Annotated in this window: 27 protein-coding genes; 17 read left to right on the forward strand and 10 right to left on the reverse strand. The window is 65.5% G+C overall.

Translation table 11 applies throughout. The annotated features are described in order from the left end of the window. Nucleotides 1-4: 4 nt before the first annotated feature. From K6301_RS14135 to ispG, 4 genes are all read left to right on the forward strand, one after another. Nucleotides 5-718, forward strand: a complete 714-nt coding sequence (locus K6301_RS14135) for an ABC transporter ATP-binding protein (RefSeq protein ID WP_247217801.1) — start codon at nt 5-7, stop codon at nt 716-718. Further along, entirely contained in the window at nt 715-3,267 is a 2,553-nt protein-coding gene (locus K6301_RS14140; protein WP_247217802.1) for an ABC transporter permease, read from the forward strand. Before K6301_RS14135 ends, K6301_RS14140 begins: the two co-directional genes overlap by 4 nt. Nucleotides 3,268-3,458: 191 nt before the next feature. After that, a complete protein-coding gene (locus tag K6301_RS14145) occupies nt 3,459-4,202 on the forward strand; it encodes a Bax inhibitor-1/YccA family protein (protein ID WP_247217803.1) in 744 nt (247 codons plus the stop codon). A gap of 207 nt (nt 4,203-4,409) precedes the next feature. After that, entirely contained in the window at nt 4,410-5,663 is a 1,254-nt protein-coding gene (gene ispG, locus K6301_RS14150; protein ID WP_134648258.1) for a flavodoxin-dependent (E)-4-hydroxy-3-methylbut-2-enyl-diphosphate synthase, read from the forward strand. Between the two features lie 15 nt (nt 5,664-5,678). Here the strand turns inward: ispG and K6301_RS14155 are convergent, their stop codons facing one another. The 3 genes from K6301_RS14155 to K6301_RS14165 form a co-directional block, all read right to left on the reverse strand. Then, a complete protein-coding gene (locus tag K6301_RS14155; protein ID WP_247217804.1) occupies nt 5,679-6,323 on the reverse strand; it encodes a LysE family translocator in 645 nt (214 codons plus the stop codon). A gap of 183 nt (nt 6,324-6,506) precedes the next feature. Continuing rightward, nucleotides 6,507-7,562, reverse strand: a complete 1,056-nt coding sequence (gene hisC, locus K6301_RS14160) for a histidinol-phosphate transaminase (protein ID WP_247217805.1) — start codon at nt 7,560-7,562, stop codon at nt 6,507-6,509. A 4-nt stretch (nt 7,563-7,566) separates the two neighbouring features. Continuing rightward, on the reverse strand, nt 7,567-8,484 hold the full coding sequence (locus K6301_RS14165) for a polyprenyl synthetase family protein (protein ID WP_247217806.1): 918 nt from the start codon (nt 8,482-8,484) through the stop codon (nt 7,567-7,569). Between the two features lie 136 nt (nt 8,485-8,620). Here K6301_RS14165 and mtgA point away from each other — a divergent pair, with 136 nt between their 5' ends. The 4 genes from mtgA to K6301_RS14185 all read left to right on the forward strand — a co-directional run bounded on the left by mtgA (nt 8,621) and on the right by K6301_RS14185 (nt 11,008). Further along, a complete protein-coding gene (mtgA, locus tag K6301_RS14170; protein WP_425475347.1) occupies nt 8,621-9,376 on the forward strand; it encodes a monofunctional biosynthetic peptidoglycan transglycosylase in 756 nt (251 codons plus the stop codon). A 72-nt stretch (nt 9,377-9,448) separates the two neighbouring features. Then, nucleotides 9,449-10,096 (forward strand): glutathione S-transferase family protein, encoded by a 648-nt coding sequence (locus K6301_RS14175; RefSeq protein WP_247217808.1) that lies wholly within the window; start codon nt 9,449-9,451, stop codon nt 10,094-10,096. A 147-nt stretch (nt 10,097-10,243) separates the two neighbouring features. Further along, complete coding sequence (gene rpmF / locus K6301_RS14180; RefSeq protein WP_134648268.1) at nt 10,244-10,429, forward strand: 50S ribosomal protein L32; 186 nt, start codon at nt 10,244-10,246, stop codon at nt 10,427-10,429. Nucleotides 10,430-10,600: 171 nt separating this feature from the next. Further along, nucleotides 10,601-11,008, forward strand: coding sequence for a hypothetical protein (locus K6301_RS14185; protein WP_160871802.1), 408 nt, complete (start codon nt 10,601-10,603; stop codon nt 11,006-11,008). Between the two features lie 34 nt (nt 11,009-11,042). Here K6301_RS14185 and phaR read toward each other — a convergent pair whose 3' ends face one another. Beyond that, a complete protein-coding gene (gene phaR / locus K6301_RS14190; protein WP_247217811.1) occupies nt 11,043-11,621 on the reverse strand; it encodes a polyhydroxyalkanoate synthesis repressor PhaR in 579 nt (192 codons plus the stop codon). Nucleotides 11,622-11,914: 293 nt separating this feature from the next. Between phaR and K6301_RS14195 the strand changes: the two genes are divergently transcribed. From K6301_RS14195 to K6301_RS14215, 5 genes are all read left to right on the forward strand, one after another. After that, complete coding sequence (locus K6301_RS14195) at nt 11,915-13,096, forward strand: acetyl-CoA C-acetyltransferase (protein ID WP_247217813.1); 1,182 nt, start codon at nt 11,915-11,917, stop codon at nt 13,094-13,096. A gap of 86 nt (nt 13,097-13,182) precedes the next feature. Further along, a complete protein-coding gene (phbB, locus tag K6301_RS14200; protein ID WP_247217816.1) occupies nt 13,183-13,908 on the forward strand; it encodes a beta-ketoacyl-ACP reductase in 726 nt (241 codons plus the stop codon). 74 nt (nt 13,909-13,982) lie between these two features. Then, the gene (locus K6301_RS14205) at nt 13,983-14,291 is read left to right on the forward strand and encodes a 4a-hydroxytetrahydrobiopterin dehydratase (RefSeq protein ID WP_160871800.1); all 309 of its coding nucleotides are present in this window, start codon (nt 13,983-13,985) and stop codon (nt 14,289-14,291) included. Between the two features lie 71 nt (nt 14,292-14,362). Continuing rightward, a complete protein-coding gene (locus K6301_RS14210; protein WP_247217818.1) occupies nt 14,363-14,752 on the forward strand; it encodes a YkvA family protein in 390 nt (129 codons plus the stop codon). A 315-nt stretch (nt 14,753-15,067) separates the two neighbouring features. Next, nucleotides 15,068-15,571, forward strand: coding sequence for an invasion associated locus B family protein (locus tag K6301_RS14215; RefSeq protein ID WP_247217820.1), 504 nt, complete (start codon nt 15,068-15,070; stop codon nt 15,569-15,571). Between the two features lie 53 nt (nt 15,572-15,624). On the opposite strand, the gene K6301_RS14220 is transcribed toward K6301_RS14215, so the two are convergent. Continuing rightward, nucleotides 15,625-17,037: an MFS transporter gene (locus K6301_RS14220; protein WP_247217822.1), complete on the reverse strand. Its 1,413-nt coding sequence runs from the start codon at nt 17,035-17,037 to the stop codon at nt 15,625-15,627. Nucleotides 17,038-17,164: 127 nt separating this feature from the next. Between K6301_RS14220 and K6301_RS14225 the strand changes: the two genes are divergently transcribed. Together K6301_RS14225 and rlmN are read left to right on the forward strand one after the other, a co-directional pair. Continuing rightward, on the forward strand, nt 17,165-18,085 hold the full coding sequence (locus tag K6301_RS14225; protein WP_247217824.1) for a LysR family transcriptional regulator: 921 nt from the start codon (nt 17,165-17,167) through the stop codon (nt 18,083-18,085). Nucleotides 18,086-18,222: 137 nt separating this feature from the next. Continuing rightward, nucleotides 18,223-19,452 (forward strand): dual-specificity RNA methyltransferase RlmN, encoded by a 1,230-nt coding sequence (gene rlmN, locus K6301_RS14230; RefSeq protein ID WP_461675930.1) that lies wholly within the window; start codon nt 18,223-18,225, stop codon nt 19,450-19,452. Nucleotides 19,453-19,501: 49 nt separating this feature from the next. Here rlmN and K6301_RS14235 read toward each other — a convergent pair whose 3' ends face one another. The 5 genes from K6301_RS14235 to ccmA all read right to left on the reverse strand — a co-directional run bounded on the left by K6301_RS14235 (nt 19,502) and on the right by ccmA (nt 22,607). Beyond that, nucleotides 19,502-20,116 (reverse strand): DsbE family thiol:disulfide interchange protein, encoded by a 615-nt coding sequence (locus K6301_RS14235; RefSeq protein WP_247217825.1) that lies wholly within the window; start codon nt 20,114-20,116, stop codon nt 19,502-19,504. Beyond that, entirely contained in the window at nt 20,113-20,280 is a 168-nt protein-coding gene (gene ccmD, locus K6301_RS14240; protein ID WP_247217827.1) for a heme exporter protein CcmD, read from the reverse strand. The genes K6301_RS14235 and ccmD overlap by 4 nt, the downstream gene beginning before the upstream one ends. Continuing rightward, entirely contained in the window at nt 20,277-21,038 is a 762-nt protein-coding gene (locus K6301_RS14245; RefSeq protein WP_247217829.1) for a heme ABC transporter permease, read from the reverse strand. Before K6301_RS14245 ends, ccmD begins: the two co-directional genes overlap by 4 nt. Before the next feature lie 86 nt (nt 21,039-21,124). Further along, nucleotides 21,125-21,784, reverse strand: coding sequence for a heme exporter protein CcmB (gene ccmB, locus K6301_RS14250; protein WP_134648296.1), 660 nt, complete (start codon nt 21,782-21,784; stop codon nt 21,125-21,127). Nucleotides 21,785-21,965: 181 nt separating this feature from the next. Next, the gene (gene ccmA / locus K6301_RS14255; protein ID WP_247217831.1) at nt 21,966-22,607 is read right to left on the reverse strand and encodes a heme ABC exporter ATP-binding protein CcmA; all 642 of its coding nucleotides are present in this window, start codon (nt 22,605-22,607) and stop codon (nt 21,966-21,968) included. A 266-nt stretch (nt 22,608-22,873) separates the two neighbouring features. Between ccmA and acnA the strand changes: the two genes are divergently transcribed. Further along, nucleotides 22,874-25,567, forward strand: a complete 2,694-nt coding sequence (gene acnA, locus K6301_RS14260; protein WP_247217833.1) for an aconitate hydratase AcnA — start codon at nt 22,874-22,876, stop codon at nt 25,565-25,567. Nucleotides 25,568-25,776: 209 nt separating this feature from the next. After that, the gene (locus tag K6301_RS14265; protein ID WP_425475402.1) at nt 25,777-26,535 is read left to right on the forward strand and encodes a DUF1223 domain-containing protein; all 759 of its coding nucleotides are present in this window, start codon (nt 25,777-25,779) and stop codon (nt 26,533-26,535) included. The last annotated feature ends 174 nt before the right edge of the window (nt 26,536-26,709 follow it).

A 26,709-nucleotide genomic window follows, 5' to 3' on the forward strand; every position in this document is an offset into this window, starting at 1 on the left:
TTCCTTGGCCAAAAGCATCATCGATCTCAAAAAAGCCGATCTCACCCTGGGCCAGGCGGCCGCCTCCGTGCATGTGCTCAAGGGGATCAACCTTTCGATCGATGCGGGCGAATCGGTCGGCATCGTCGGACCCTCGGGTTCCGGCAAGTCGACGCTGCTGATGGTTCTGGCCGGCCTGGAGCGGCTCGACAGCGGCGAAATCCACATCGACGGCGCCGGGCTGCACGGCATGAACGAGGACCAGGTCGCCGATTTCCGCGGCCGCAATATCGGCATCGTCTTCCAGTCCTTCCACCTCATTCCCAACATGACGGCGCTGGAAAACGTCGCGGTGCCGCTGGAACTGGCCAATGTGGCCGGCGCCTTCGACATCGCGCGACGCGAGCTGACGGCCGTCGGGCTGGGTGAGCGCCTGTCGCACTATCCCGGCCAGCTCTCGGGCGGCGAACAGCAGCGCGTGGCGATTGCCCGCGCACTGGCGCCCTCGCCCAAGCTGCTGATCGCCGACGAACCGACCGGCAATCTCGACACCGAAACCGGCCGGCAGATCGCCGACCTCCTGTTTTCCAAGCAGGCCGAGCGCGGCATGACGCTGGTGCTGGTGACGCACGACCCCGCCCTTGCCGCCCGGTGCAGCCGGCAGGTCGCCATGCGCTCGGGCGAGATCGTCTCGGGTGCCGCGCCCGCGGCGACCGTTTCCGAGGCGGTGCCGGCATGAGGATCGGTGCGGTCCTCAAACAGTTTCCGCTTGCCCTTCGCCTGGCGCTGCGCGAGATGCGCGGCGGCCTGAAGGGCTTCTACATCTTCCTCGCCTGCATCGCGCTCGGCACGGCGGCCATTGCCGGCGTCAATTCCGTTTCCAGCGCCATCACGCAGGCGATCGCCGCGCAAGGCCAGTCGCTATTGGCCGGCGACGTGCGTTTCGAGCTGCGCAACCGCATGGCGACGCCGGAGGAAATGGCCTATTTCCAGGGCCTCGGCGACGTGTCGCTATCGACCGGGTTGCGCTCCATGGCGCGCCTGCCCGACGGGTCCGACCAGACGCTGGTGGAGGCGCGCGGCGTCGACGGCGCCTATCCGCTCTACGGCGCGCTAGAAACCGTGCCGCAACAGCCCTCCGCCGACCTGATGGCCCGGCAGGGCGATGCCTGGGGCGCCATCGTCGCGCCGCTGCTCCTCGACCGGCTCAACATCGCCGTCGGCGACGAGATCCTGCTCGGCAACGCGAAGATCAAGGTGACGGCGACCATGGCGCGCGAGCCGGATGCCGTTTCCGAAGGGTTCGGGCTTGCCCCGCGCCTGATGCTATCGGAACAGGCCTTGCAGGCCAGCGGACTGATCCAGACCGGCAGCCTCGTCGAAAACGCCTACCGCATCCGCCTGACCAATCCCGATGCGTCCATCGCGACGATCCGGGACGATTCGGCAAAGGCGTTCCCGACCGCGGGATGGTCGATCCGTACCGCCGACAGCGCGGCCCCCTCGCTCACCGCCAACATCACGCGGTTTTCACAATTCCTGACGCTGGTCGGCCTCACGGCGCTGATCGTCGGCGGCGTGGGCGTGGCGAACGCGGTGCGGGCCTATCTCGATTCCAAGCGCTCGGTCATCGCCACCTTCAAATGCCTTGGCGCGCCGGCCTCGCTGGTGGCGCTCGTCTATCTCACGCAGATCGCGCTGATCGCCGCCGTCGGCATTCTCATCGGCCTCGTCGCGGGCGCGCTGATGCCGCTCGTTGCCATGCAGTTCCTCGAAGGCGTGCTGCCGGTGCCGGCCGAGGCGCAGCTTTATCCCTCCGCCCTGCTGCTGGCCGCCGTGTTCGGCCTTCTGACCGCACTCGCCTTCGCCATCATGCCGCTCGGCCATGCCCGCGAGGTGCCGGCGACGGCGCTGTTCCGCGAGCAGGGATTCCAATCGTCACGCCTGCCGAGCTGGCCCTATGTGCTGGGTGCTGCCGCATTCCTGGCGGCGCTGGCGGGACTGGCGATCTTCACCGCCTATGACCGCTACATCGCTTCGGTGTTCCTCGGCGCCATCGCCTTCGCCTTCGTGGTGCTGCGCGCCGTCGCCATGCTGATCACGGCAATCGCCAAGCGCAGCCCGCGGGTGAACTCGCCCTCGCTCAGGCTCGCCATCGGCAACATCCACCGGCCGGGCGCGCTCACATCCTCGGTCGTGCTGTCGCTCGGCCTGGGGCTCGCGCTGCTCGTGACGCTGACGCTGATCGACGGCAATTTGCGCCGTGAGCTGACCGGCAGCCTGCCGGACCGCGCGCCGAACTTCTTCTTCGTCGACATCCAGGGCAGCGAACTCGACGGCTTCCGCAACGTGCTCTCCGCCAACATGCCCGAGGGCAAGATCATCGAGGTGCCGATGCTGCGCGGCCGCGTGATGGAGCTGAACGGCGTGGATGTCGCCAAGGTGGAGGTGCCGCCGGAGGGCCAATGGGTGCTGCGCGGCGACCGCGGCATCACCTATGCGAAGAACGTGCCGGAGAATTCGACGCTGAGCGCGGGCGAATGGTGGCCGGAGGATTATACGGGCGAACCGCTCGTCTCCTTCTCCACCGACGAGGGCCGCGAACTCGGCCTGAAGCTCGGCGACACCGTGACCGTCAACGTGCTCGGCCGCAACATCACGGCGCGCATCGCCAACTTCCGCAATGTCGAGTGGGAATCGCTGTCGATCAACTTCGTGATGGTCTTCTCACCCAACACCTTCGCCGGCGCGCCGCATGCCTGGCTCGCCACCGTGATCGATCCGGGCGCGACGGCGGCGCAGGAAGCCACGACGCTGAGAGCCATCACCAATGCCTATCCGACCGTGACCAGCGTGCGCGTCAAGGATGCGCTCGATGTGGTGAACGAGCTGGTCGGCCAGCTGGCGACCGCCATCCGCGCCGCCGCCGCCGTGGCGCTGATCGCCTCCATCCTGGTGCTGGCCGGCGCGCTGGCTGCCGGCAACCGGGCGCGCGTGCACGATGCCGTCGTCCTGAAGACGCTGGGCGCCACCCGCGCCACGCTGATCCGCGCCTTCAGCTACGAATACCTGATGCTCGGGCTGGCGACGGCGGTGTTTGCGCTCTTTGCCGGCGGCGTATCGGCCTGGTTCGTGGTGGCCCGCATCATGAAGCTGCCGTCGAGCTTCCTGCCGGATGTGGCCGTGATGACTGTGGCGACGGCGCTGATCATGACGGTCGGTATCGGCCTGGCCGGGACGTGGCGCATTCTGGGACAGAAGGCCGCGCCGGTGCTGCGGGAGCTCTAAATCGCACGCCCCACTACTCTCCCTGGGGTCGCAGGTCTTGTGCACAACACAATTGATGCGCATATTTACGTCAGGCAAGCTGGAGCCCCGCAGCGGCTGCCCGGACCCGGAGAAAGCGTTTCGAACCGTCGAAGCGAATAACCGGGCGCCCGACACCGTATAGACTATGGGGCTTGAACATAGAGGAAAACATGGCTGATCTCCGTAACTACCAGACTCGAACGGTGAATACCGGCGCTCAGGCCGGCGCCGTCATCGACCAGGGCCTGCGCACCTACATGCTTCGGGTCTACAACCTGATGGCATTGGGTCTCGCGATCACGGGTGTCGTCGCCTACTTCGCTTCGCAGGCTGCCTTTGCCGGCGGCCAGCTCACGAGCTTCGGCTACGCCATCTATGTGAGCCCGCTGAAGTGGGTCGTGATGCTCGCCCCGCTCGCCCTCGTCTTCTTCCTGAGCTTCCGCATCCAGTCGATGAGCGTCGGCGCAGCGCAGACGACGTTCTGGATCTATGCGGGCCTGATGGGCCTGTCGCTCTCGTCGATCTTCCTGGTCTACACGGGCGCCAGCATCGCGCAGACCTTCTTCGTCTCGGCCGCCGCCTTCGGCGCGCTGTCGCTGTTCGGCTACACGACGAAGCGTGATCTCTCCGCGATGGGCTCGTTCCTGATCATGGGCCTGTTCGGCCTGATCATCGCCTCGCTCGTCAACCTGTTCCTTCAGTCGTCGGCACTCGACTTCGCCATCTCCGCGATCGGCGTTCTCGTCTTCGCCGGCCTGACTGCCTGGGACACGCAGAAGATCAAGGAAATGTATTTCGAGGCCGACGATGCCGCCGTGGCCGGCCGCAAGGCCATCATGGGCGCGCTGACGCTCTACCTCGACTTCATCAACCTCTTCCTCTTCCTGCTGCGCTTCCTCGGCAACCGCGAGTAAGCCAGGCAGCCGAAGGGCTGGTTATCGACACCCCGCCGGCGACGGCGGGGTTTTTTATGGTGCGCTTTCCTTTGCCGCGCCCCTGCGGCGATCAAATCGTCGCGCCTGCCGGGGCCTGCGGTTGACAAGCCTCTTTTCCTGCGCCACCTGAGGGCAAAGGCCGCGCTGCAAGCCCCGCGCGGCCGCGTTCGCGCAAGAGGCTCCAAAATGTCCTTCTCCTTCGACTTTGAACCGAAGCCGCGGCGCCAGTCCGTCGGTGTCGATGTCGGCGGCGTGCTGGTCGGCGGCGGCGCGCCTGTCGTCGTCCAGTCGATGACCAACACCGATACCGCCGATATCGATGGCACGGTGGCGCAGGTCGCAGCCCTGCATCGCGCCGGTTCGGAAATCGTGCGCATCACCGTCGACCGCGACGAGAGTGCGGCCGCCGTGCCGAAGATCCGCGAGCGCCTGGAGCGCCTGGGCCTCGACGTGCCGCTGGTCGGCGACTTCCACTATATCGGCCACAAGCTGCTGGCCGATCATCCGGCCTGCGCCGAGGCGCTGGCGAAATACCGCATCAATCCCGGCAATGTCGGCTTCAAGGACAAGAAGGACAAGCAGTTCTCGGCCATCGTCGAGACCGCCATCCGCTACGACAAGCCGGTGCGCATCGGCGTCAACTGGGGCTCGCTCGACCAGGAGCTCCTGACCCGGCTGATGGACGAGAACCAGGACAGGGGCTCGCCGCTCACCGCCCAGCAGGTGATGCGCGAGGCGATCTGCCAGTCGGCACTGCTTTCGGCTGAGATGGCCGAGGAGATCGGCCTGCCGCGCAGCCGCATCATCCTCTCGGCCAAGGTGTCGGCCGTGCAGGACCTCATCGCCGTCTACGCCATGCTCTCGTCGCGCTCCGACCATGCGCTGCATCTCGGCCTCACCGAAGCCGGCATGGGCACCAAGGGCGTCGTCGCCTCCTCCGCCTCGCTCGGCATTCTCATGCAGCAGGGCATCGGCGATACGATCCGCATCTCGCTGACGCCGGAGCCCGGCGGAGACCGCACCCGCGAGGTGCAGGTGGCGCAGGAACTGCTGCAGGTCATGGGCTTCCGCCAGTTCATTCCCGTGGTCGCCGCCTGTCCGGGATGCGGCCGCACCACCTCCACGGTGTTCCAGGAACTGGCGCAGAAGATCCAGGACGACATCCGCAAGAACATGCCGGTGTGGCGCGGGAAATATCCCGGCGTGGAAGGCCTCAAGGTCGCCGTCATGGGCTGCATCGTCAACGGGCCGGGCGAAAGCAAGCATGCCGATATCGGCATCTCGCTGCCCGGCACCGGCGAACTGCCGATCGCTCCCGTCTATATCGACGGCAAGAAGGCGATGACGCTGCGCGGCACCAACATCGCCGGCGACTTCGAGGCACTGGTCAACGACTATATCGAGAAGCGCTACGGCCAGGGCCAGGCGGCCGCGGAATGAGCCTTCCGGCGCGGCTCAAAGCCGCGTCGTCAGGAGCTTGAAGCCGGCAAAGGCGAAGAAGGCGGCCATGACGCCCTCGATGGCACGGCGCGACTTCAGATAGGCGCGGTGCACCGGTGCGAGCGAGAAGACCAGCGCGAAGCCGAGAAAGACGCAGACGCCCATAACCATGCAGCCGGCGATGAAGGTCGCCATGACGCCGCCCGGTGCGCCCGGCGGCATGCCGAGCGACGTCAGCATGATCCAGTTGAAGATCGCCTTTGGGTTGGTGATGTGGATGCCGAGCCCCTTGAGATATTGTCGCCGCGGCGACAGCGCCGGCATGGCCGCGATCTGCGCGCGGTAGGTTTCCTCGCTCTTGCGTGCGGCGCGATACGCGTTCCAGGCCAGCCACAGCAGGTAGCAGCCGCCGACGATCTTCAGCACGATGATCGCCTCGCCATAGGTGCGGATGAGGGCGGACAGGCCCGAGGCGGTGAGGATCGCCCAGACATAGGAGCCCGTGAGGACGCCAAGCGCGAGCGCCACGCCCGCCTGCCGGCCGCGGCTGATCGATGTCGAGATGATCGCGAGGATCGCCGGGCCCGGCGAGGCGGTCCCGATGAGGTACGCCGTCCAGGCGACGGCAAGCTGCGGCAGGTAGGGGGTAAGGTCGGTCATGGGGTCACCGGATGGATTTGCGGCAACGATACGCGATCCGCTTGTCGTCCGACAGCCGGAGAATTGCACCACATGTCCCTGTCGGGGCGTGACGGGAAGCATCCCCCTCATCCGGCCCTTCGGGCCACCTTCTCCCCGCTTGGGAGAAGGTGCCGGCAGGCGGATGAGGGGGCTGGCGAAAATTCAGACGATCTCTTCAAGCGCCGCGATCAGGCGGTCGCATTCTTCCGGCGTGCCGATGGTGATGCGCAGGAAATCCGAGATGCGGGGCTTGGCGAAGTGGCGCACGAGCACCGCCCGCTCGCGCAGGCCGCTCGCGAGCGCCTCGCCGCTGTGATCGGGGTGGCGGACGAAGACGAAATTCGCCTGCGAGGGCAAAACCTCGAAGCCGCGCTGGCGCAGCGCACCGGTGACGCGTTCGCGGCTCTCGATGACCTTGCCGCGCGTCTCGTCGAACCATGCGCGGTCATCGATGGCGGCGGTGGCGCCGGCCTGGGCGATGCGGTCGAGCGGATAGGAATTGAAGCTGTCCTTGACGCGCTCCAGCGCATCGATCAGCGGGCGCTGGCCGATGGCGTAGCCGACGCGCAGGCCGGCCAGCGAGCGCGACTTGGACAGCGTGTGCACCACGAGCAGGTTGTCGTATGTCTTCGTCAGCGGGATCGCGCTTTCGCCGCCGAAATCGATATAGGCCTCGTCGATCACCACCGGCTGGTCGGGATGGGCGGCAACCAGCGCCTCGATGGCGGAAAGCGGCAGGCCGATGCCCGTCGGCGCGTTCGGGTTGGCGAGGATGATGGCGCCGCAGGGGCGGTCATAATCCTTGAGGTCGACGGTGAAATCGTCCTTCAGCGCGATCTCCACCGCCTCGATGCCGAACAGGCGGCAATAGGTCGGGTAGAAGCTGTAGGTGATATCGGGGTAGAGGAGCGGCTTCTCGTGCTTGAGCAGGGCGGCGAAGACATGCGCCAGCACCTCGTCGGAACCGTTTCCGACAAACACCTCGTCCTCCGCCACGCCATGAAAGCGGGCGATCGACTGGCGCAGCGCCAGCGCCGACGGGTCTGGATAGAGCTTCAGGCTGTCGGCGACGGCAGCCTGCATGGCGGCGATGGCCTTGGGCGACGGCCCGTAGGGATTTTCATTGGTGTTGAGCTTGATGAGATCTTGAATGCGCGGCTGTTCGCCCGCGACATAGGGCTTGAGCGTGGCGACGATCGGCGACCAGAATTTGCTCATGGCGTCAGTTCCTGCGATTGGCGATGAAGTGGGCGGTTTCGATAAGGATTCCGGCCCGATGGCTGAAGGGCGCAAGAAGCGCCTCGGCCTCCTTCACAAGCGCCTGGAGGCGGTCTTCCGCCCAGGCCTGCCCGCGGCGCGCCACCAGCGTCGCCTTGCCGCGCTCCGCATCCTTGCCCGTCGCCTTGCCCATGGTGGCGGCATCGGCGGTGAGATCGAGCAGGTCGTCGGCGATCTGGAACGCCAGGCCGACGGTTTCGCCGTAGCGGCGCAGCGTCGCGCGATCGGCAGGCGACGCGCCCGCGATGATCGCGCCGGCCTCGCAGGCAAAGCGCAACAGCGCCCCCGTTTTCATCGCCTGCAATGTGACGATACCGGCCTCGTCCGGCGCCGTCTTCTCGGCATCGAGATCGAGTGCCTGGCCGCCGGCCATGCCGCCGATGCCCGCGGCGCGCGAAAGCGCCAGCACGAGCGCTGTTTTCGTGGCGTCGGGCAGCCGCGTTTCGGGCGAAGCGACGATATCGAAGGCGAGCGTCAGAAGGCTGTCTCCGGCAAGGATCGCGGCGGCCTCGTCGAAGGCGATGTGCACGGTCGGCTGGCCGCGGCGCAGGTCGTCATCGTCCATGGCCGGCAGGTCGTCATGCACCAGCGAATAGCAGTGGATGCATTCCAGCGCGGCACCGACGCGCAGCGCCGTCTCGCGCTCCGCTCCGTCAAACAGCGCGGCCGCCTCGATGACGAGGAACGGGCGCAGGCGCTTGCCGCCGTTCAGCACGCCGTGGCGCATGGCGGCGAGAAGCCGCGCCGGGCGCGCGATCTCGCCCGGCTGCACATCCGCAGAGAGCAGCGTGGCCAGGACGGTCTCCACCGCCTCGCCATTGCTCTTCAAGAGGGACAGAAATTCCTGATGACGCTCGCTCATGGCCGCTCTTTGGCATGGCCCCCCGGCCGAAGCAACGGGAAGGACGGGATGGCGACAAAGAATCGCGGCACAGTGCTGGTTTTTGGCGCGCCGGAACGGTATGAAGTCGCAACACTAGAAGGACGGGCGCCGGCACTTGGACATCGTACCTGAGACGCGGGAAGACACGATCGAAAGGGAGACGCAGCCCGATGACAGGGATGGCTGGATGACCCGCCTCCGCAGGAACTGGCGACGCCTCTGTCTGGCGCTTCTGGCCTTCATTGCCCTGCCCTATGTGCTGATCCTGCTCTATACCGTGGAATTCGTCCGTCCGATCTCCACCCTCATGCTGCGCGATGTCGTGCTGCTGCGCGGCTATGACAGACAATGGGTGGATTTCGAGGACATCTCGCCCAATGTGGTGCGCGCCGTGATGATGTCGGAGGACGGGCAGTACTGCCGTCATGCCGGCGTCGACTGGGGCGCCATGCGCGAGGTCGTCAACGAGGCGCTGGCCGGCGAGCAGACGCGCGGGGCCAGCACCATCCCCATGCAGACCGCCAAGAACCTCTTCCTGTGGAACGGCCGCTCCTTCGTGCGCAAGGCCATGGAGGTGCCGCTCGCCGTGGTCGCGGACTTCGTCTGGAGCAAGCGCCGCCTGATGGAAATCTACCTCAACGTCGCCGAATGGGGCCCTGGCATCTACGGCATCGAGGCGGCGGCGCAGTATCATTTCAACGTTTCCGCCGCCAAGCTCTCGCGCCGCCAGGCAGCACTGCTGGCGGTCTCGCTGCCCAATCCCTATACACGCAATGCCGGCAAGCCCGGCCCTGGCCTGCAGAGCCTGGCGCGGCTGATCGACCGGCGGGCGGGCCGCTCGGGCGATTACATCACATGCCTTTATGACTGACGTCACGGCTTTTCATTGGCGCCGGCACCCTTGAGCGCGTAACCATGCGGCCTCTCACACGGAGCCCATGCCATGTCCGACCTCATCCTCTATATCGGCAACAAGAACTATTCGTCCTGGTCGCTGCGGCCGTGGATCGCCATGGAAGCGGCCGGCGTGCCGTTCACAGATGAGGTGATCCCCTTCGATTTCCCGGCGGGCAATCCGAAGTTCAAGGCGATCTCGCCGACGGGGCGCGTGCCGGTGCTGCATCACGGCGATGTGCGCGTGTGGGAATCGCTCGCCATCATCGAATATGTCGCCGAGCTTTTCCCCGATAAAGGCATCTGGCCGAAGGATGCAGGCGCCCGCGCCGAGGCCCGCGCGATTTCGATGGAGATGCTGTCCGGCTTCCGCGCGCTGCGCAATGCCTGCCCGATGAACATTCGCCGCGCACCGCGCGCCATCGCACTTCCCGACGGCGTGACGGACGACGTCGCGCGCATCGAGACGATCTGGAAGGAGGCGCTGGCGCGCTCTGGCGGCCCCTTCCTGTTCGGCGCCTTCTCGGCAGCGGATGCGATGTATGCGCCGGTGGTCAACCGGCTGGAAACCTATCGCCTCACGCAGGACGACGCCGTGCTCGCCTATATCGCCCGCGTGAAGGCGCATCCGGCATGGCAGAAGTGGCAGGCGGCCGCGCTGGCCGAACCGTGGATCGTGCCGGAGGACGAGGCCTAGGCGGCGGAATCGAAAAAAACCGGGCGGGGACTGGTCAAGCAGGGTTTTGCTGTGTATAAGCCGGCCCAATTTCCGAGATAACGACATGTTCTTGTCAGCCATTCGGTGGCGCGAGGATGTGTTTGCCTGATAAGTGGAGTTAGTCAAATGGCTGTACCGAAAAGAAAAGTAAGCCCGTCCAAGCGCGGCATGCGCCGTTCGGCAGACGCGCTCAAGGGCTCGACCTACGTCGAAGACAAGAATTCGGGCGAACTGCGCCGTCCGCACCACATCGACCTGAAGACCGGCATGTACCGCGGTCGCCAGGTTCTGACGCCGAAGGAAAGCGCGTAATCCGCGTTTCCAGCGTCAGCTGAGATCAGGGGCCGGGCGACCGGCCCTTTTCTTTTGCCGGCATTTTTTATCGATCCGCCCCATTCCGGCACGCCGCCGTTTCCTTGCGGGCGATCTTCGGCTAAGAGGGCCCGGACGCCGCCATGACGCGCGGCCACCGGGAGTTTGCCGATGTTGCTGGCCATACCGCTGCTGATCCTGCCCTTTGCGCTATACAATCTCGCCATGACCGGCCTGTTCGGCACCGGCGGCATTGCCGTGCTCGACAGCGAGGTCCTATCCGTCAACATGCTCTCGGGCGCGACGTGGACGCTGGCCTTCGGCGACCTCATCATCCTCATCGCACTGGCGCTGCTGTTCGTGGAAATCCTGAAAGCCACGCGGCCAGGCTCGCGCGCGCTGCTCGATCACATGCTGTCGATGGTGCTGTTCGTCGTCGCACTCGTCGAGTTCCTGCTGGTGCAGGGCGCGGCAACGCAGATCTTCTTCATCCTGATGACCATCATCTTCATCGATGTCGTCGCCGGTTTCGCGGTCTCGATCCGCACGGCGAGCCGCGATCTCTCGATCGGGCTTTGACGGCGCGGGTCGGACCCGCGCCCTTCCCCCGGCGTTAGCCGAGATTGTCGAGCTTCGTCTGGAGCGCGCGCAGCTGTTCCTTCAGCTCGTCGATGTCCTTGGCCTCGGCCTTGCGCGTTTCCTTGGGCGGAGCGGCATTGGCAAAGGGCGAGAACATCTTCATCGCCTGCTGGAACATCTCGGTATTGCGCCGCACCGTCTCCTCGACGAGCGCCATCGGCACCTGAAGATTCTTGCCGAGCGGGGTATCGCCGAAAGTCTTGTTGATCTGCTCGCGCATCTGCACCTGCTGGTCCGTGAAGGCCTGCATGGAATGTTCGAGATAGCTCGGGACGACCATCTGCATCTGGTCGCCGTAGTAGGAGATCAACTGGCGAAGGAAGGAGATCGGCAGGAGCGTATTGCCCGTCTTCGATTCCTGCTCGAAAATGATCTGCGTCAGCACCGAATGGGTGATGTCGTCACCCGACTTGGCGTCCTGCACGGTGAAGTCCTCGCCCTTCTTCACCATGACCGCGAGATCGTCGAGCGTCACATAGGTGCTCGTGCCCGTGTTGTAGAGCCGGCGGTTCGCATATTTCTTGATGACGATCTGACCGTCGTTTTTGGCCATTAGGGTCTCCTCATACCCGTCTTCCATTTTCTTTTTGGTCGTTTCGAGTATCGGCAAAAACACCCCGCCTGACAATCGATTTGTGCGATGCGGCGAGGAATGCTGCGCAACATGAATTTTCATGCTGCATGTCGCGCCGATGAAATTTTAGCGAGGCCGGATATCGGGTTTGACTCTCCCCCTCCGCTTTGCCAGTTTTGACGTCGGGAGAACCGCCGGGCCTGCGTCGTTTGCACGCTGGAGCCTGGTTCCAAGGCCGCAAGCCCGGCCGCAGAACTGAGGAAGAACACACCATGAGCACCTCGTCCATCGTCATCGCCAGTGCCGCCCGTACAGCCGTCGGCGCCTTCAACGGCGCCTTCGCCAACACGCCCGCCCACGAACTCGGGGCCGCGGCGATCTCGGCGGTGCTGGAGCGCGCGGGCGTGGAGGCCGGCGAGGTGAACGAAGTGATTCTCGGCCAGGTCCTGCCGGCCGGCGAAGGCCAGAACCCGGCCCGCCAGGCCGCCATGAAGGCCGGCATTCCGCAGGAGGCGACCGCCTGGGGCCTTAACCAGCTCTGCGGCTCGGGCCTGCGCGCCGTCGCCCTCGGCATGCAGCAGATCGCCACCGGCGACGCCGACATCATCGTGGCCGGCGGCATGGAATCCATGTCCATGGCGCCGCATTGCGCGCATCTGCGCGGCGGCGTGAAGATGGGCGACTTCAAGATGATCGACACGATGATCAAGGATGGCCTGACCGACGCCTTCTACGGCTACCACATGGGCATCACCGCCGAAAACGTCGCCCGGCAGTGGCAGCTGTCGCGCGACGAGCAGGATGCCTTCGCGGTCGCCTCGCAGAACAAGGCCGAGGCCGCGCAGACGCAAGGCCGCTTCAAGGACGAGATCGTTCCCTTCATCGTCAAGGGCCGCAAGGGCGACGTGACCGTCGATGCCGACGAATATATCCGCCACGGCGCCACGCTCGATTCCATGACGAAGCTGCGTCCCGCCTTCGACAAGGAAGGCACGGTGACCGCCGGCAACGCCTCAGGCATCAATGACGGCGCGGCCGCCACGCTGCTGATGAGCGAGGCGGAAGCCGCGCGCCGCAGCATCGAGCCGCTTGCCCGCATCGTGTCCTGGGCGACGGCCGGCGTCGACCCGAAGATCATGGGCACCGGCCCCATCCCGGCCTCGCGCAAGGCGCTGGAACGCGCCGGCTGGTCGATCGGCGACCTCGATCTCGTCGAGGCCAACGAGGCCTTCGCGGCGCAGGCCTGCGCGGTCAACAAGGATCTCGGCTGGGATCCTTCGATCGTCAACGTCAACGGCGGCGCCATCGCCATCGGCCATCCGATCGGCGCGTCGGGCGCCCGCATCCTCAACACGCTGCTCTTCGAAATGAAGCGCCGCGGCGCGTCCAAGGGCCTTGCCACGCTCTGCATCGGCGGCGGCATGGGCGTGGCAATGTGCGTCGAGCGCCTGTAAGCGCCGGCTTGCACGCTGCTTTGCCATGACCCGCCGCCAGCGGGGCGTCGGGTCTCACTGAAAAAAACACAAGGGGAGTGAGCCAAATGAGCAGGGTAGCACTGGTAACGGGCGGATCGCGGGGCATCGGCGCAGCCATTTCGGTGGCGCTGAAGGCAGCCGGATACAGGGTGGCCGCCAACTATGCCGGCAATGACGAGGCTGCCGAAGCTTTCAAGGCCGAGACCGGGATTGCGGTCTACAAGTGGGACGTATCGAGCTACGAGGCCTGCGTGGAGGGCATCGGCAGGGTGGAGGCGGATCTCGGCCCGGTCGACGTTCTCGTCAACAATGCCGGCATCACGCGTGATGCGATGTTTCACAAGATGACCCCGGAGCAATGGGGCTCCGTGATCGGCACCAACCTCACCGGCCTCTTCAACATGACGCATCCGATCTGGTCGGGCATGCGAGACCGGAGTTTCGGCCGCGTCATCAACATCTCCTCGATCAACGGCCAGAAGGGCCAGATGGGCCAGGCGAACTATTCGGCCGCCAAGGCCGGTGACCTGGGCTTCACCAAGGCGCTGGCGCAGGAGGGGGCCGCCAAGGGCATCACCGTCAACGCAATCTGCCCCGGCTATATCGGCACCGAGATGGTGCGCGCCATTCCCGAGAAGGTGCTCAACGAGCGGATCATTCCGCTCATCCCCGTCGGGCGTCTTGGCGAACCCGAGGAAATCGCCCGCGTCGTCGTCTTCCTGGCCTCCGACGATGCCGGCTTCATCACCGGCTCGACCATCTCGGCCAATGGCGGGCAGTTCTTCGTCTGACGCCGACGCCACATGCCACGGAACACGGCGCCTTGCGGCGCCGTTCTCCATGGCGCGACAGAAAGGAAGGGCCGATGAAACAGGAAAAGCTCGACGAAGCCGCCATCACCGAGGCGCTCGCCACCGTGGATGGCTGGTCCCGTTCGAAGGACGGCATCGCCATCGAGAAGACGTTCCGGTTCAAGTCCTTCCGCGAGGCCTTTGGCTTCATGACCGAAGGCGCGCTCGCCGCGGAGAAGTTCAACCATCACCCCGAATGGTTCAACGTCTACAACCGCGTTGACGTGCGGCTGACCAACCACGATGCGGGCGGCCTGACCGCGTTAGACTTCAAGCTGGCAGCGGCGATGGACGGCGCGGCGGCTCTGCGCACGAAGAGTTGAAGCGACGTGACTGCATTCCCATGTGAGGAACGCCGGGCGAAACCGGCATCGCCACCTGAAGGAGGCCGTGCATGGATGATGTGAAGATCGGCGAGATTCTTCTGCCGGGAGACGAAGCCAAACAGGAGCGCCAGCGCGAGCGTGTGCAGAAGCGGTTCTGGCCGGTTCTCAAGCGCGCCGTGCGGCAGATCCCATTTTCGCGCGACCTCATCGCCTCCTATTATTGCGCGCTCGATCCCCGCACGCCGCTGCGCGTCCGGGGCACGCTGCTCGGTGCTCTCGCCTATTTCGTGATGCCCATCGACGTCGTTCCCGACTTCCTGGCGGTGGTTGGTTTCACCGATGACATCGCCGTCCTGACGGCCGCGTTTGCCGCCGTCCGCGGCCATGTGCGCGACGATCACTATGTCGCCGCCGACAAGGCGCTTGCGGACGAACCGGACCTGCAACCGACGCGATAGGCCGCCCGCCACAGGACTGCCACGATCCGGGTCAAAATCTTGCCCTATTCCTTGTGCCTTTAAGGGGTTCGACGGGTTCTATCTCACCAAATGGGGACTGGGGACGCCCGCCTTTCTTTCAGAAGGCAGCGGTGCGGTTCGACGCAATCATGTCCCGGTGCGGCGCGGATGGCCTTCGTAAAATGCGTGTATGTTGACGGTTTGGTAACCTGAATTAAGTCAAAATAAATCAAATCGTCATCATGCATGGCCGACACCGGCAGGACAGGCATCGCCTTCGGCCGCAACCACTGGCAAGACAACCGGCAGGAAAACATGTTTGTAAGAAAGCTCGCAACCGCACTCGCCCTCGTTCTCACGACCGCCGGCGTTGCCTCGGCCCAGTCGCCGACGCGCATTCAGCAGTTCAATGCCTGGGGTGCCTATTCCTACCAGGCGAATGGCGGCAAGGTGTGCTACGTCCTCTCCGTTCCCAAGGAGAAGAACCCGGCCGGCGTCGACCACGGCGACATCTTCTTCCTCGTCTCGCAGCGCCCGGGCCAGAACATCTCCTACGAGCCGCAGGCCATGATGGGCTATCCGCTGAAGGAAGGCTCCAAGGTCAACGTCAACATCGACGGCCGCAACTTCGTGATGTTCGTCAAGGGCAACTCTGCCTGGGTCGAGAACGCCGCCGAAGAGCCGGCGCTTGTCGCCGCCATGCGCAGCGGCCGCGACATGAAGGTGCAGGCGACCTCGCGCCGCGGCACCGGCACCAACTATTCCTACTCGCTCTCGGGCATTTCGGCGGCGCTGAAGCAGATCGAAACCTGCCGCTGAGACGCGCTCGTCCAATACACACAAAGGCCGGCGTCACGCCGGCCTTTGTCGTTTCAGGCGGTGCCTGATCTGTTCGGCCTGAAACGGAAAGCCATCAGGGCGAGCGCGGCCAAGAGAAGCGCCGCCGCCACGGCGAAGGTGACGTGAAGGCCGGTCGCGACGGCGGCACCGCCGGCATTGGCCACATCCTTGGTTCCGACCGCCAGCGTGAAGATCGCGCCCATCAGCGATGCCCCGGTGATCAGGCCGAGATTGCGCGACAGGTTCAGGAGCGCTGACGTGACGCCGCGTTCCCCCTCGGGCACGCCGGACATGACGGCCGCATTGTTCGCCGCCTGGAAAAGCTGGTAGCCGGGTGTCAGCACGACGATGGCGGCGATATAGCCGGCAAGGCCGAACAGGCTGGCCAGCACGGGCAGTGCGCCCGCACCGGCCGCCATGGTGGCAAGCCCGGCGAGCGTCATCCTGACGGCGCCGAAGCGATCGACCATGCGCCCCGCCACGACCCCGGTCAGCACGGAGACCAAAGGGCCGGCCGCCAGAACGAAGCCGACATGGGCGGGGCCGAGGCCGAGCGTGCGCGACAGGTAGAAGGGCCCGACGACCAGCGTGACCATGATGACCGTCGCCACCTGCATGCTGGCAACGAGGCTGGCCGCAAAACCCGGGCGGCGAAACGCCGCGGGGCGGATGAGCGGGAAAGCCGCCCGGCGCTGCCGGAGGACGAAGAGCGCCGCCGCCACCGCTGCCGTGGCAAGCAGGCCGACATTCCAGGCGTCGACGCCGCCCGCACCGACGGTCATCGCCAGCGCATAGGCGCCGAGTGCTGCGGCGAGCAGCGCGGCGCCGGCCAGATCGAAGCGGCCCGCGCCTTTCGCCACCCGCCTGGCGGGCACGAACCGCCACACGAGCGCGAAGGCCAGGATGCCGAAAGGGACCGCGATAAGGAAGATCGACGGCCAGCCGAAAGTCGCGATCAGCAAGCCGCCCAGCGACGGACCGAGCGCCGTGCCGACGGCCGACGTCGTGCCGAACAGCCCCATGACGCTGCCGATACGCGCCTGCGGCACCGTTTCGCTGACAAAGGCCATGGCGAGCGCCATCATCGCGGCAGCCCCCGCCCCCTGGAACGCCCGGGCGACGATGAGCACGGCGAGCGACGGCGCGGCGGCGGCCAGCAGCGAGGCGACGGAAAAGAGCGCAAGCCCGCCGAGCAGCAGGAGCCGCCGGCCGAAGAGATCGCCGAGACGCCCGATCCCGGCGATCAGCACCGTACTGGCAAGCAGATAGGCCAGCACGACCCACTGGACCTGCTGGAAGCTGGCGGAAAAGACGTGGCCGAGCGTCGGCAGGGCGACGTTGGCGATGCTGGTGCCGAGCGACGAGAGCAGAATGGCGAGCGACAGGCCCGCCAGCGCGCCCATCCGGCCCGATCGATCCTTTGCGATGACGTGCATATGGTCCATGGTCTGATCCTCTGGTTTGGTCAGAGAGATAGGCCCAGGTGAAACATGGCGGAAGGCGCAGCATTTGCACTTCATTCGTGCGTTTGACGCCATGTCATCGTCTCGCAGCCGTGCTAGGATGACCCGCATGGCCAGACCCGACCTCAATCTCCTCGTCACGCTCGACGTGCTGCTTGCCGAAGGCAATGTCGCGCGTGCCGCTCAACGGCTGAGGCTCAGCCCCTCCGCCATGAGCCGGGCGCTGGCGCGGCTGCGCGACGTCACCGGCGACCCGCTTTTGGTGCGCGCCGGGCGCGGACTGGTGCCGACGCCGCGTGCGCTGGAACTGCGTGGACTGGTGGGCCGGGTCGTGGAGGACGCCGAAGCGCTGCTGCGCCCGGCACGCAGCCTCGATCTCAAAACGCTCGAGCGCACCTTTACGCTGCGCAACCGCGAGGGCTTCGTCGAGACGTTCGGCCCGGCACTCGTCGCCCGCATCGCCGGCGAGGCGCCGCGCGTCGTCCTGCGCTTCGTGGCGAAACCCGACAAGGAGAGCACGCCGCTGCGCGACGGCACGGTGGATCTCGAAACCGGCGTGATCGGCGACACGACAGGGCCGGAGGTGCGCGCGCAGGCGCTGTTTCGCGACCGCTTCATCGGCATCGTGCGCGCGGGCCATCCGCTGCTCGACGGCCCGCTGGACGCGGCGCGCTACGCCGCGGGCGACCATATCCTCGTCTCGCGCGGACGCCGCGAGCGCGGGCCGGTCGATGAGGCGCTGGAGCGGATGGGCCTGAAGTGCCACATCGCCGTGACCGTCGCGAGCTTTTCCGAGGCCGTGGCGCTTGCCCGCAGCTCCAACCTCATCGCGCAGGTCTCCGACCGTGCGACGGCTGCCTTCCGTGATGGCGTTGCAAGTTTCGCGCTGCCGGTGGACCTTCCGGACTTCACGGTTTCCATGCTGTGGCATCCGCGCATGGATGCCGACCCGGCGCACCGCTGGCTGCGCGCCTGCTTCCGCGAGGTGTGCACGGGCAAGACTGGTGACTTTCCGCCGGAACAGTGCTAAAGGGCGCGCAACTGGGCCGCAAACCGCATCACCACGCGCTGTTTGGCCCGTCGTAACTTCTGTCGAGCATGGACCGCTTGTGGCGCAAAAGCCTGCGCCGGGGCAGCCTGTTCCTGGGGAATGACCCGATGGCAAGCATGGATTTTCTCAATACCGCCGAGCCGGTGAAGGCACCCGTCGTCCGCAACATCCCGGCCGCCGAAAAGCCGACGCTGATCGGTCTTTCTCGCGAGGACATGGGCCGCGCGCTCGTGGAAAAGGGTGTCAACGAGCGTCAGGTCAAAATGCGCGTCAGCCAGCTCTGGCACTGGCTCTATGTGCGCGGCGTCTCCGATTTCGACGACATGACCAATGTCTCCAAGGACATGCGCGAAATGCTGAAGACGCATTTCACCATCGCACGCCCGGAAATCGTCGACGAGCAGATCTCCAGCGACGGCACCCGCAAGTGGCTGCTGCGCTTTCCCGCGCGCGGCGCCGGCCGCCCGGTGGAGATCGAGACCGTCTACATTCCCGAGGAAGGCCGCGGGACGCTGTGCATTTCCAGCCAGGTCGGCTGCACGCTCACCTGCTCCTTCTGTCACACCGGCACGCAGAAGCTGGTGCGCAACCTCACGGCGGAGGAAATCCTCTCCCAGCTGCTGCTAGCGCGCGACCGGCTGGGCGACTTCCCGGACCGCGACACGCCGGCCGGTGCGATCGTGCCCGCCGAGGGACGCAAGGTCTCCAACATCGTCATGATGGGCATGGGCGAGCCGCTCTACAATTTCGAGAACGTCAAGACCGCCCTGCTGATCGCAACCGACGGCGACGGCCTGTCGCTCTCCAAGCGCCGCGTCACGCTGTCGACATCGGGCATCGTGCCGGAAATCTACCGCACCGGCTCGGAAATCGGCGTGATGCTCGCGATCTCGCTGCATGCCGTGCGCGACGAGCTGCGCGACATGCTGGTGCCGATCAACAAGAAGTATCCGCTCAAGGAACTGCTCGACGCCTGCCGCGCCTATCCGAGCCTGTCGAACGCCCGCCGCATCACCTTCGAATATGTGATGCTGAAGGACGTGAACGACAGCCTGGAAGATGCCAAGCTGCTCATCCAGCTCCTGAAGGGCATTCCCGCCAAGATCAACCTCATTCCGTTCAATCCCTGGCCGGGCACGAACTACCAGTGTTCGGACTGGGAGCAGATCGAGCGTTTCGCCGATTTCATCAACCAGGCCGGCTATGCCTCTCCGATCCGCACGCCGCGCGGCCGCGACATCCTCGCCGCCTGCGGCCAGCTGAAATCGGAATCCGAGCGCATGCGCAAGGTCGAGCGCATGGCCTTCGAGGCCATGATGATCGTCGGCCACGGCGAGGACGACTGAGGCTTTCGCCTCGGCCATTGCCTGACATTTTGAGGATGAGGACCGGCCGTCAGCCGCCCTGCGCGGGCGTGCCCAGTGCCTTCTCGATGGCCGGGAACAGGCCTTCCTTCAGGCTCCTGTCGTCGAACGGACCGACCCGCTTGTAGAGGATCGTGCCGTCGGGGCCGACGAGATAGCTTTCCGGAATGCCGTAGACGCCCCAGTCGATCGCCATCTTGCCGACGGGGTCGAGACCGATGGCCGAGAAGGGATTGCCGAGCTCGCCGAGGAAGCCGAGCGCACCCTCCGCGCGATCCTTGTAGTTGACGCCGACGACGTTGAGCCGCGGGTCCTGCGAGAGGGCGAGAATGATCGGGTGTTCCTGCCGGCAAGGCACGCACCAGGAGGCCCAGAAATTCACCAGCGTCAGCTTGCCCTTGCCCGTTTCGGTGGTGAGCGCCGGCACCGGCGCGCCGTTCCTGATAGCGCCGGCCAGCGGCTCCAGGTCACGGTAGGGCGCCTTGGTGCCGATGAGCGCCGAGGGGATTTCCGACGTGCTGCGGCCGGAGGTGAGCTGCGTCCAGAAGATCAGCGCGAGGCCGACGAAGATCGCGAGCGGCAGGGCGGCCAGGATGACGCGCATGCGCTTGCCGCCGGCTCCCGCATTGCCTTCGGTCTCGCTCATCCCGCATTCTCCTGGCGCGCGGAGCGGCGGCGGATGCCGGCGGCTTCGAGGCGCGCAAGCTCGCGGTGGCGACCGCGATGGTCGAGCCAGACCCACAGCACGAGGCCGAAGACGACGGCGAAGGCGGCGATATAGGACGCCGTGACGTAGAAGGCGTGGCTCATGCGGCCTCTCCGGCGGAACGGGCGGCATGGCGGCGCAGCACGGCGATGCGGCGGCGCAGGATCTCGTTGCGCATGGCAAGGATATGCAGCGTGAAGAACAGCATGGTGAAGGCGACGGCCATGATCAGCAGCGGCCACAGGAAGGCCGGGTCGATGGTCGGGCCATCCATGCGCATCACGCTCGCCGGCTGGTGCAGCGTGTTCCACCATTCGACCGAGAACTTGATGATCGGGATATTGACGAAGCCGACCAGGATGAGGATGGCGCTGGCCTTGGCGGCGCGCGTCGGGTCGTCCATGGCGCGGTTGAGCGCGATGAGGCCGAGATACATCAGGAACAGCACGAAGACCGAGGTGAGCCGCGCATCCCACACCCACCAGGTGCCCCACATCGGCTTGCCCCACAGCGACCCCGTGATGAGGGCGACGAGGGTGAAGCCGGCACCGAGCGGTGCTGCGACCTTGGCCGAGACATCGGCCAGCGGGTGGCGCCAGACCAGCGTGCCGAGCGCCGATAGCGCCATGACCGTGTAGCACATCATCGAAAGCCAGGCCGCCGGCACATGCACATACATGATGCGCACCGTCTGGCCCTGCTGATAATCATCCACCGATGCGAAGGAGAGGTAGAGCCCGACGGCGAACAGACAGACCGTCAGCGCGGCAAGCCACGGCCAGACGATGGCGACCAGCGCCAGGAACCGCGTCGGGTTGGCAAGGTCGCTGAATTTTCGGATGGCAAGGCTCGGTTCGCTCATGATGGTTCTTTAACGCGTCAGCCCCGTCTCTTCAATTGATCTGCCGCAATCACATTCCTGTCAATTCGGCCTGTCAACTCGGCCCGTCAATCGCTGGATAGGCGAAGCGCGGCGGCCGCCGCCACGGGACCGATCACCGCGAAGAACAGGTTGAGCGCCACGAGGATGAGGAAGGGCGGCAGGAAGGGTGCGGGATCCTGGATCGCCGCATAAACAGCGGAGACGCCGAAGATCAGCACGGGAATGGCGAGTGGCAGCACGAGGATGGAGACGAGCAACCCGCCGCGCGGCAAGGCAACAGCGATGCCGGCCCCGGCCGCACCGATGAACGTTATCGCCGGCGTGCCGACCAGAAGCGTCAGCGTCGTGGCACCGATCGCCACCTCGTCCATGTTCATGAAGAGGCCGAGCAGCGGCGAGGCGATGACCAGCGGCAGGCCGGTCGCCAGCCAGTGCGCCAGGCACTTGATGAAGACGGTGAGCACCAGCGGCGTCTCCTGCATCAACAGAAGATCGAGCGAACCGTCCTCGCGCTCCGCCTGGAACAGCCGGTCGAGCCCGAGCAGCGAGGCGAGCAACGCGCCGATCCAGAGGATGGCGGGCCCGATGCGCGCGAGAAGGTTGAGGTCCGGCCCCACGCCGAAGGGAATGACGGCGACGACCGTCATGAAGAACAGCACGCCGATCAGCGCCCCGCCGCCGGCACGCATGGAGAGTTTCAGGTCGCGGGCGAGGAGGGCGATCATGCGGGAACCTTGGCGAACAGCAGCGGTGACGCCTGTTCACCCCCCTCATCCGACCCTTCGGGCCACCTTCTCCCCGGCGGGGAGAAGGAAACAGGAAACGTTTGCGATTTTCCCCTTCTCCCCACCGGGGAGAAGGTGCCGGCAGGCGGATGAGGGGGGATCGAGGCATATGCAGGCGTCATCACCACACCGTCTCCGCCACGCCCGTAAACCCCGTCATCCGCAGTTCCCTCACCCCGTCGAGCCCGAGCGGCTGGTGCGTTGCGGCGATCGCGATGCCGCCGCGCGACAGATGGGCCGTCACCAGCCCGGCGAACATGCTTTCGGCCGCCACGTCCAGCGCAGCCGTCGGCTCGTCGAGGATCCAGACCGGGCGCCAGGCGACGAGCAGCTTGGCCATCGCCATGCGGCGCTGCTGGCCGGCGGAGAGCGTGCCGAAGGGCAGATGCACGATTCCACCAAGCCCCACCCTGTCGGCCGCCTCATCGACGGACAGGCCCGCGCCGCCGGCGAAATCGCCAAGGAAGGCTTTCCAGAAGGTGAGGTTCTCGTCGACGGTCAGTTCGCGCTTCATGGCGTTGCGGTGGCCGAGATAGTGGGCGGCTTCGGCGAGACGCTCCACCGGTTGCGCTGCAGCAAGAAGCCGCGCCGTGCCGGCCTCCGCGGCCAGCAATCCGGCCAGCACACGCAAGAGCGTCGACTTGCCCGAGCCGTTCGCACCCGTGACGACGAGCGCTTCGCCGCTGGCGATTTCGAAGGAAATATCCCGGAAAATCAGGTCTTCGCCGCGCCTGGCGCTCAATCCTTCGGCGACGAGCCGCATGGTGCTTCACTTTCCCTTTACGACCTGGGTCGCAATGCAAAAAAATTGTGCCGTTTTACCGTTCGGCGCTCTGGATCGTTCCTTAGAAATTATCTATAACGCCCGCAACACGCCAGCGGTCGGCGTGAATATCATCCAAGCGCCGAACACGGGAATGATTTCCGCGTACGGACAGCGGAAATGACCGCACCCGCATCCCATTCGCGCTAAACGCGCACGGGCGTTCGTACGTCAGATTTCTGGCGCCAGACGAGACGGGGTATCAAGTGTCCAAATCCCTAGACAGTTTCAATTGTCGTTCGGTCCTCACGGTCAACGGCAAAGACTATGTGTATTACAGCCTGCCCAAGGCTGAAGCGAACGGCCTCGCCGGCATCTCCAAGCTGCCCTACTCCATGAAGGTGCTCTTGGAAAACCTGCTGCGCTTCGAGGACGGCCGTTCGGTCACCAAGGAGCAGATCCTCTCCGTCGTCGAATGGCTCAAGAACAAGGGCACCGTCGAAAACGAGATAGCCTATCGCCCGGCGCGCGTGCTGATGCAGGACTTCACCGGCGTTCCCGCCGTCGTCGACCTCGCCGCCATGCGCGACGCGATGGTTTCGCTCGGCGGTGATCCGGAAAAGATCAACCCGCTCGTTCCCGTCGACCTCGTCATCGACCACTCCGTCATCGTCGACGAATTCGGCACGCCGACCGCCTTTGCCCGCAACGTCGAGCTCGAATACGAGCGCAACGGCGAGCGCTACCGCTTCCTCAAGTGGGGCCAGCAGGCCTTCAAGAACTTCCGCGTCGTTCCTCCGGGCACGGGTATCTGTCACCAGGTCAATCTGGAATATCTGGGCCAGACGGTCTGGACCAAGGAAGAAGACGGCGAGACCATCGCCTACCCGGATACCTGCGTGGGCACCGACAGCCACACGACCATGATCAACGGTCTCGGCGTCCTGGGCTGGGGTGTGGGCGGCATCGAAGCCGAAGCCGCCATGCTCGGCCAGCCGGTCTCCATGCTGCTGCCCGAGGTCATCGGCTTCAAGCTGACCGGCAAGCTCAAGGAAGGCGTCACCGCGACCGACCTCGTGCTGATGGTCGTGCAGATGCTGCGCAAGAAGGGCGTGGTCTCGAAGTTCGTCGAATTCTTCGGCCCCGGCCTCGACAACATGACGCTCGCCGACCGCGCGACGATCGGCAATATGGGCCCGGAATACGGCGCGACCTGCGGCTTCTTCCCGGTCGACAGCGAAACCGTCAACTACCTCACCATGTCCGGCCGCGAAGAGCAGCGCATCGCACTCGTCGAAGCCTATTCGAAGGCCCAGGGCATGTGGCGTGACGGCGACGGCGCCGACCTCGTCTTCACCGACACGCTCGAACTCGACCTCGGCGACGTCGTTCCGGCCATGGCCGGCCCGAAGCGTCCGGAAGGCCGCATCCCGCTCGAGAACATCGCATCGGGCTTCGCCACGGCGCTTGAGAACGACTACAAGAAGCCCGGCCAGCTTTCCACCCGCTACGCCGTCGAAGGCACCGACTACGACCTCGGCCATGGCGACGTCGCCATCGCCGCCATCACGTCGTGCACCAACACGTCCAACCCGTCGGTCCTCATCGCCGCCGGCCTGCTCGCCCGCAACGCCGTCGCCAAGGGCCTGAAGACCAAGCCCTGGGTCAAGACGTCGCTGGCACCGGGATCGCAGGTGGTGGGCGAATACCTTGCCAAGTCCGGCCTCCAGGCCGATCTCGACACGCTCGGCTTCAACCTCGTCGGCTTCGGCTGCACGACCTGCATCGGCAATTCCGGCCCGCTGCCCGCACCGATCTCCAAGACGATCAACGACAAGGGCCTGATCGCCGCCGGCGTCCTGTCCGGCAACCGCAACTTCGAAGGCCGCATCTCGCCGGACGTGCAGGCGAACTACCTCGCCTCCCCGCCGCTCGTCGTGGCCTACGCCCTGGCCGGCACGGTCCAGAAGGACCTGACGACGGAACCGCTCGGTGAAGACCAGAACGGCAACCCCGTCTACCTCAAGGACATCTGGCCGACCTCTCAGGAAATCCAGGAATTCATCCTGAAATACGTCACCCGCGCGCTCTATGCCGCGAAATATGCCGACGTCTTCAAGGGCGACGCCAACTGGCAGGCCGTTCAGGTGCCGGATGGACAGACCTATGCATGGGACGACCAGTCGACCTACGTGCAGAACCCGCCCTACTTCGTGGGCATGGGCAAGACCGGTTCGGGCCTCAAGGACATCAAGGGCGCCCGCGTCCTGGGTCTCTTCGGCGACAAGATCACGACCGACCACATCTCGCCGGCCGGTTCGATCAAGGCGGCCTCGCCTGCCGGTGCCTACCTCACGGAAAACGGCGTCGCCGTCGCCGACTTCAACCAGTACGGCACGCGCCGCGGCAACCATGAAGTCATGATGCGCGGCACCTTCGCCAATATCCGCATCCGCAACCACATGCTCGGCCCGAACGGCAAGGAAGGTGGCTACACCATCCATTACCCGACGAAGGAAGAGCTTTCGATCTACGATGCGGCCATGAAGTACAAGGCCGAGGGCGTTCCGCTCGTCATCTTCGCCGGCGTCGAATACGGCAACGGCTCGTCGCGCGACTGGGCGGCCAAGGGCACCAACCTGCTCGGCGTGAAGGCCGTGATCGCCCAGTCCTTCGAGCGCATCCACCGCTCGAACCTCGTCGGCATGGGCGTGGTGCCCTTCGTCTTCGAGGAAGGCACGAGCTGGGCTTCGCTCGACCTGAAGGGCGACGAGATCGTCACGATCGAGGGCCTGGAAGGCGACATCAAGCCGCGCGAGAAGAAGATCGCCAAGATCACCTACTCCGACGGCACGGTGAAGGACGTACCGCTGCTTTGCCGCATCGATACGCTCGACGAGGTCATGTACATGAACAACGGCGGTATCCTGCAGACCGTTCTTCGCGACCTCGCCGCCTGAGCGATCCGGCCTGAAAGAGACGATGCCGGGGCTTTAGCCCCGGCATTTTTCGTTTTGGGGTGCGTTTCGCCCTTCCGAACGCAAAATCGGTTCATGTTTTGCCGGATTTGCCCCCCAAAATCTCACTCCATCGTGACTTCCTGTTGAAGCCGCAACGGCGTATGACGGGCTCGAAAAGGCCGGCCCATGCCGGTGCTCCATTGGGAATGATCATGCCGAGACCGCATCTTCCGGAATGTCTGGCGATCCTGCTGACGCTCGCTGCCGGCGCTGCCCATGCGCAGGAGGCCGTCGCGCCCAAGGGTGTGGTCGAACTCTTCACCAGCCAGGGCTGCTCGTCCTGTCCGCCCGCCGACAAGGCGCTGGAAACCCTGGTGCGCGAGGGCGAGGTCGTGGCGCTTGCCTATCACGTCGATTACTGGAACTATCTCGGCTGGGCCGACACGCTCGCCTCCAAGGACAATACCGACCGGCAATATGCCTATGCCCGCATGTTCGGCCGCAACGGCGTCTACACGCCCCAGGCCGTGCTGAACGGCCGCGAGCACATCAACGGCGCCAATATCTCCGGCATCCGCGACCGCATCGGCGCCCTGTCCACCGAAGGCAAGGGCCTGAAGGTGCCGGTCGACGTGGCCGTGGCGAACGACGAGTTGCGCATCCGCGTCGGCGCCGGCGAAGGCAAGGCCAACATCGTCATCGCCTATTTCGAGCGCGAGCGGACGATCAACATCGACAAGGGCGAAAACCGCGGCAAGACGGTCAACTACTGGCACGCCGTGACCTCGATGGAAACGATCGGCATGTGGGAAGGCAAGGAAACCAATCTCGTGCTTCCCGCCGACATGCTGAAGAAGAAAAAGAAGGCCGGCGGCTGCGCCGTGCTGGTCCAGCGCATGAAGACGGCGGACACGCCCGGCGCCATTCTGGGCGCCACCGTGCTCACGGGCGAAAAATCTTCGCGATAGGCGTGGAGGAAGGTCCGGCCCGGCTTCCTCGAGGGGCTGGGGCTTGAGGGTTCGAAGAGAGACGGACCGGACCTGGACGAAGCTGCCGGCAACGGAATACAAGGCAGCTCCGAGTGACGCGCTCCCTGCAAACCTGCTTTGTGCACAAGGCAGCAGGCCGGCGTGAGCGGACAG

The sequence above is a fragment of the Shinella oryzae genome, from assembly GCF_023038235.1.
In the GTDB taxonomy this organism is placed as follows: domain Bacteria; phylum Pseudomonadota; class Alphaproteobacteria; order Rhizobiales; family Rhizobiaceae; genus Shinella; species Shinella sumterensis.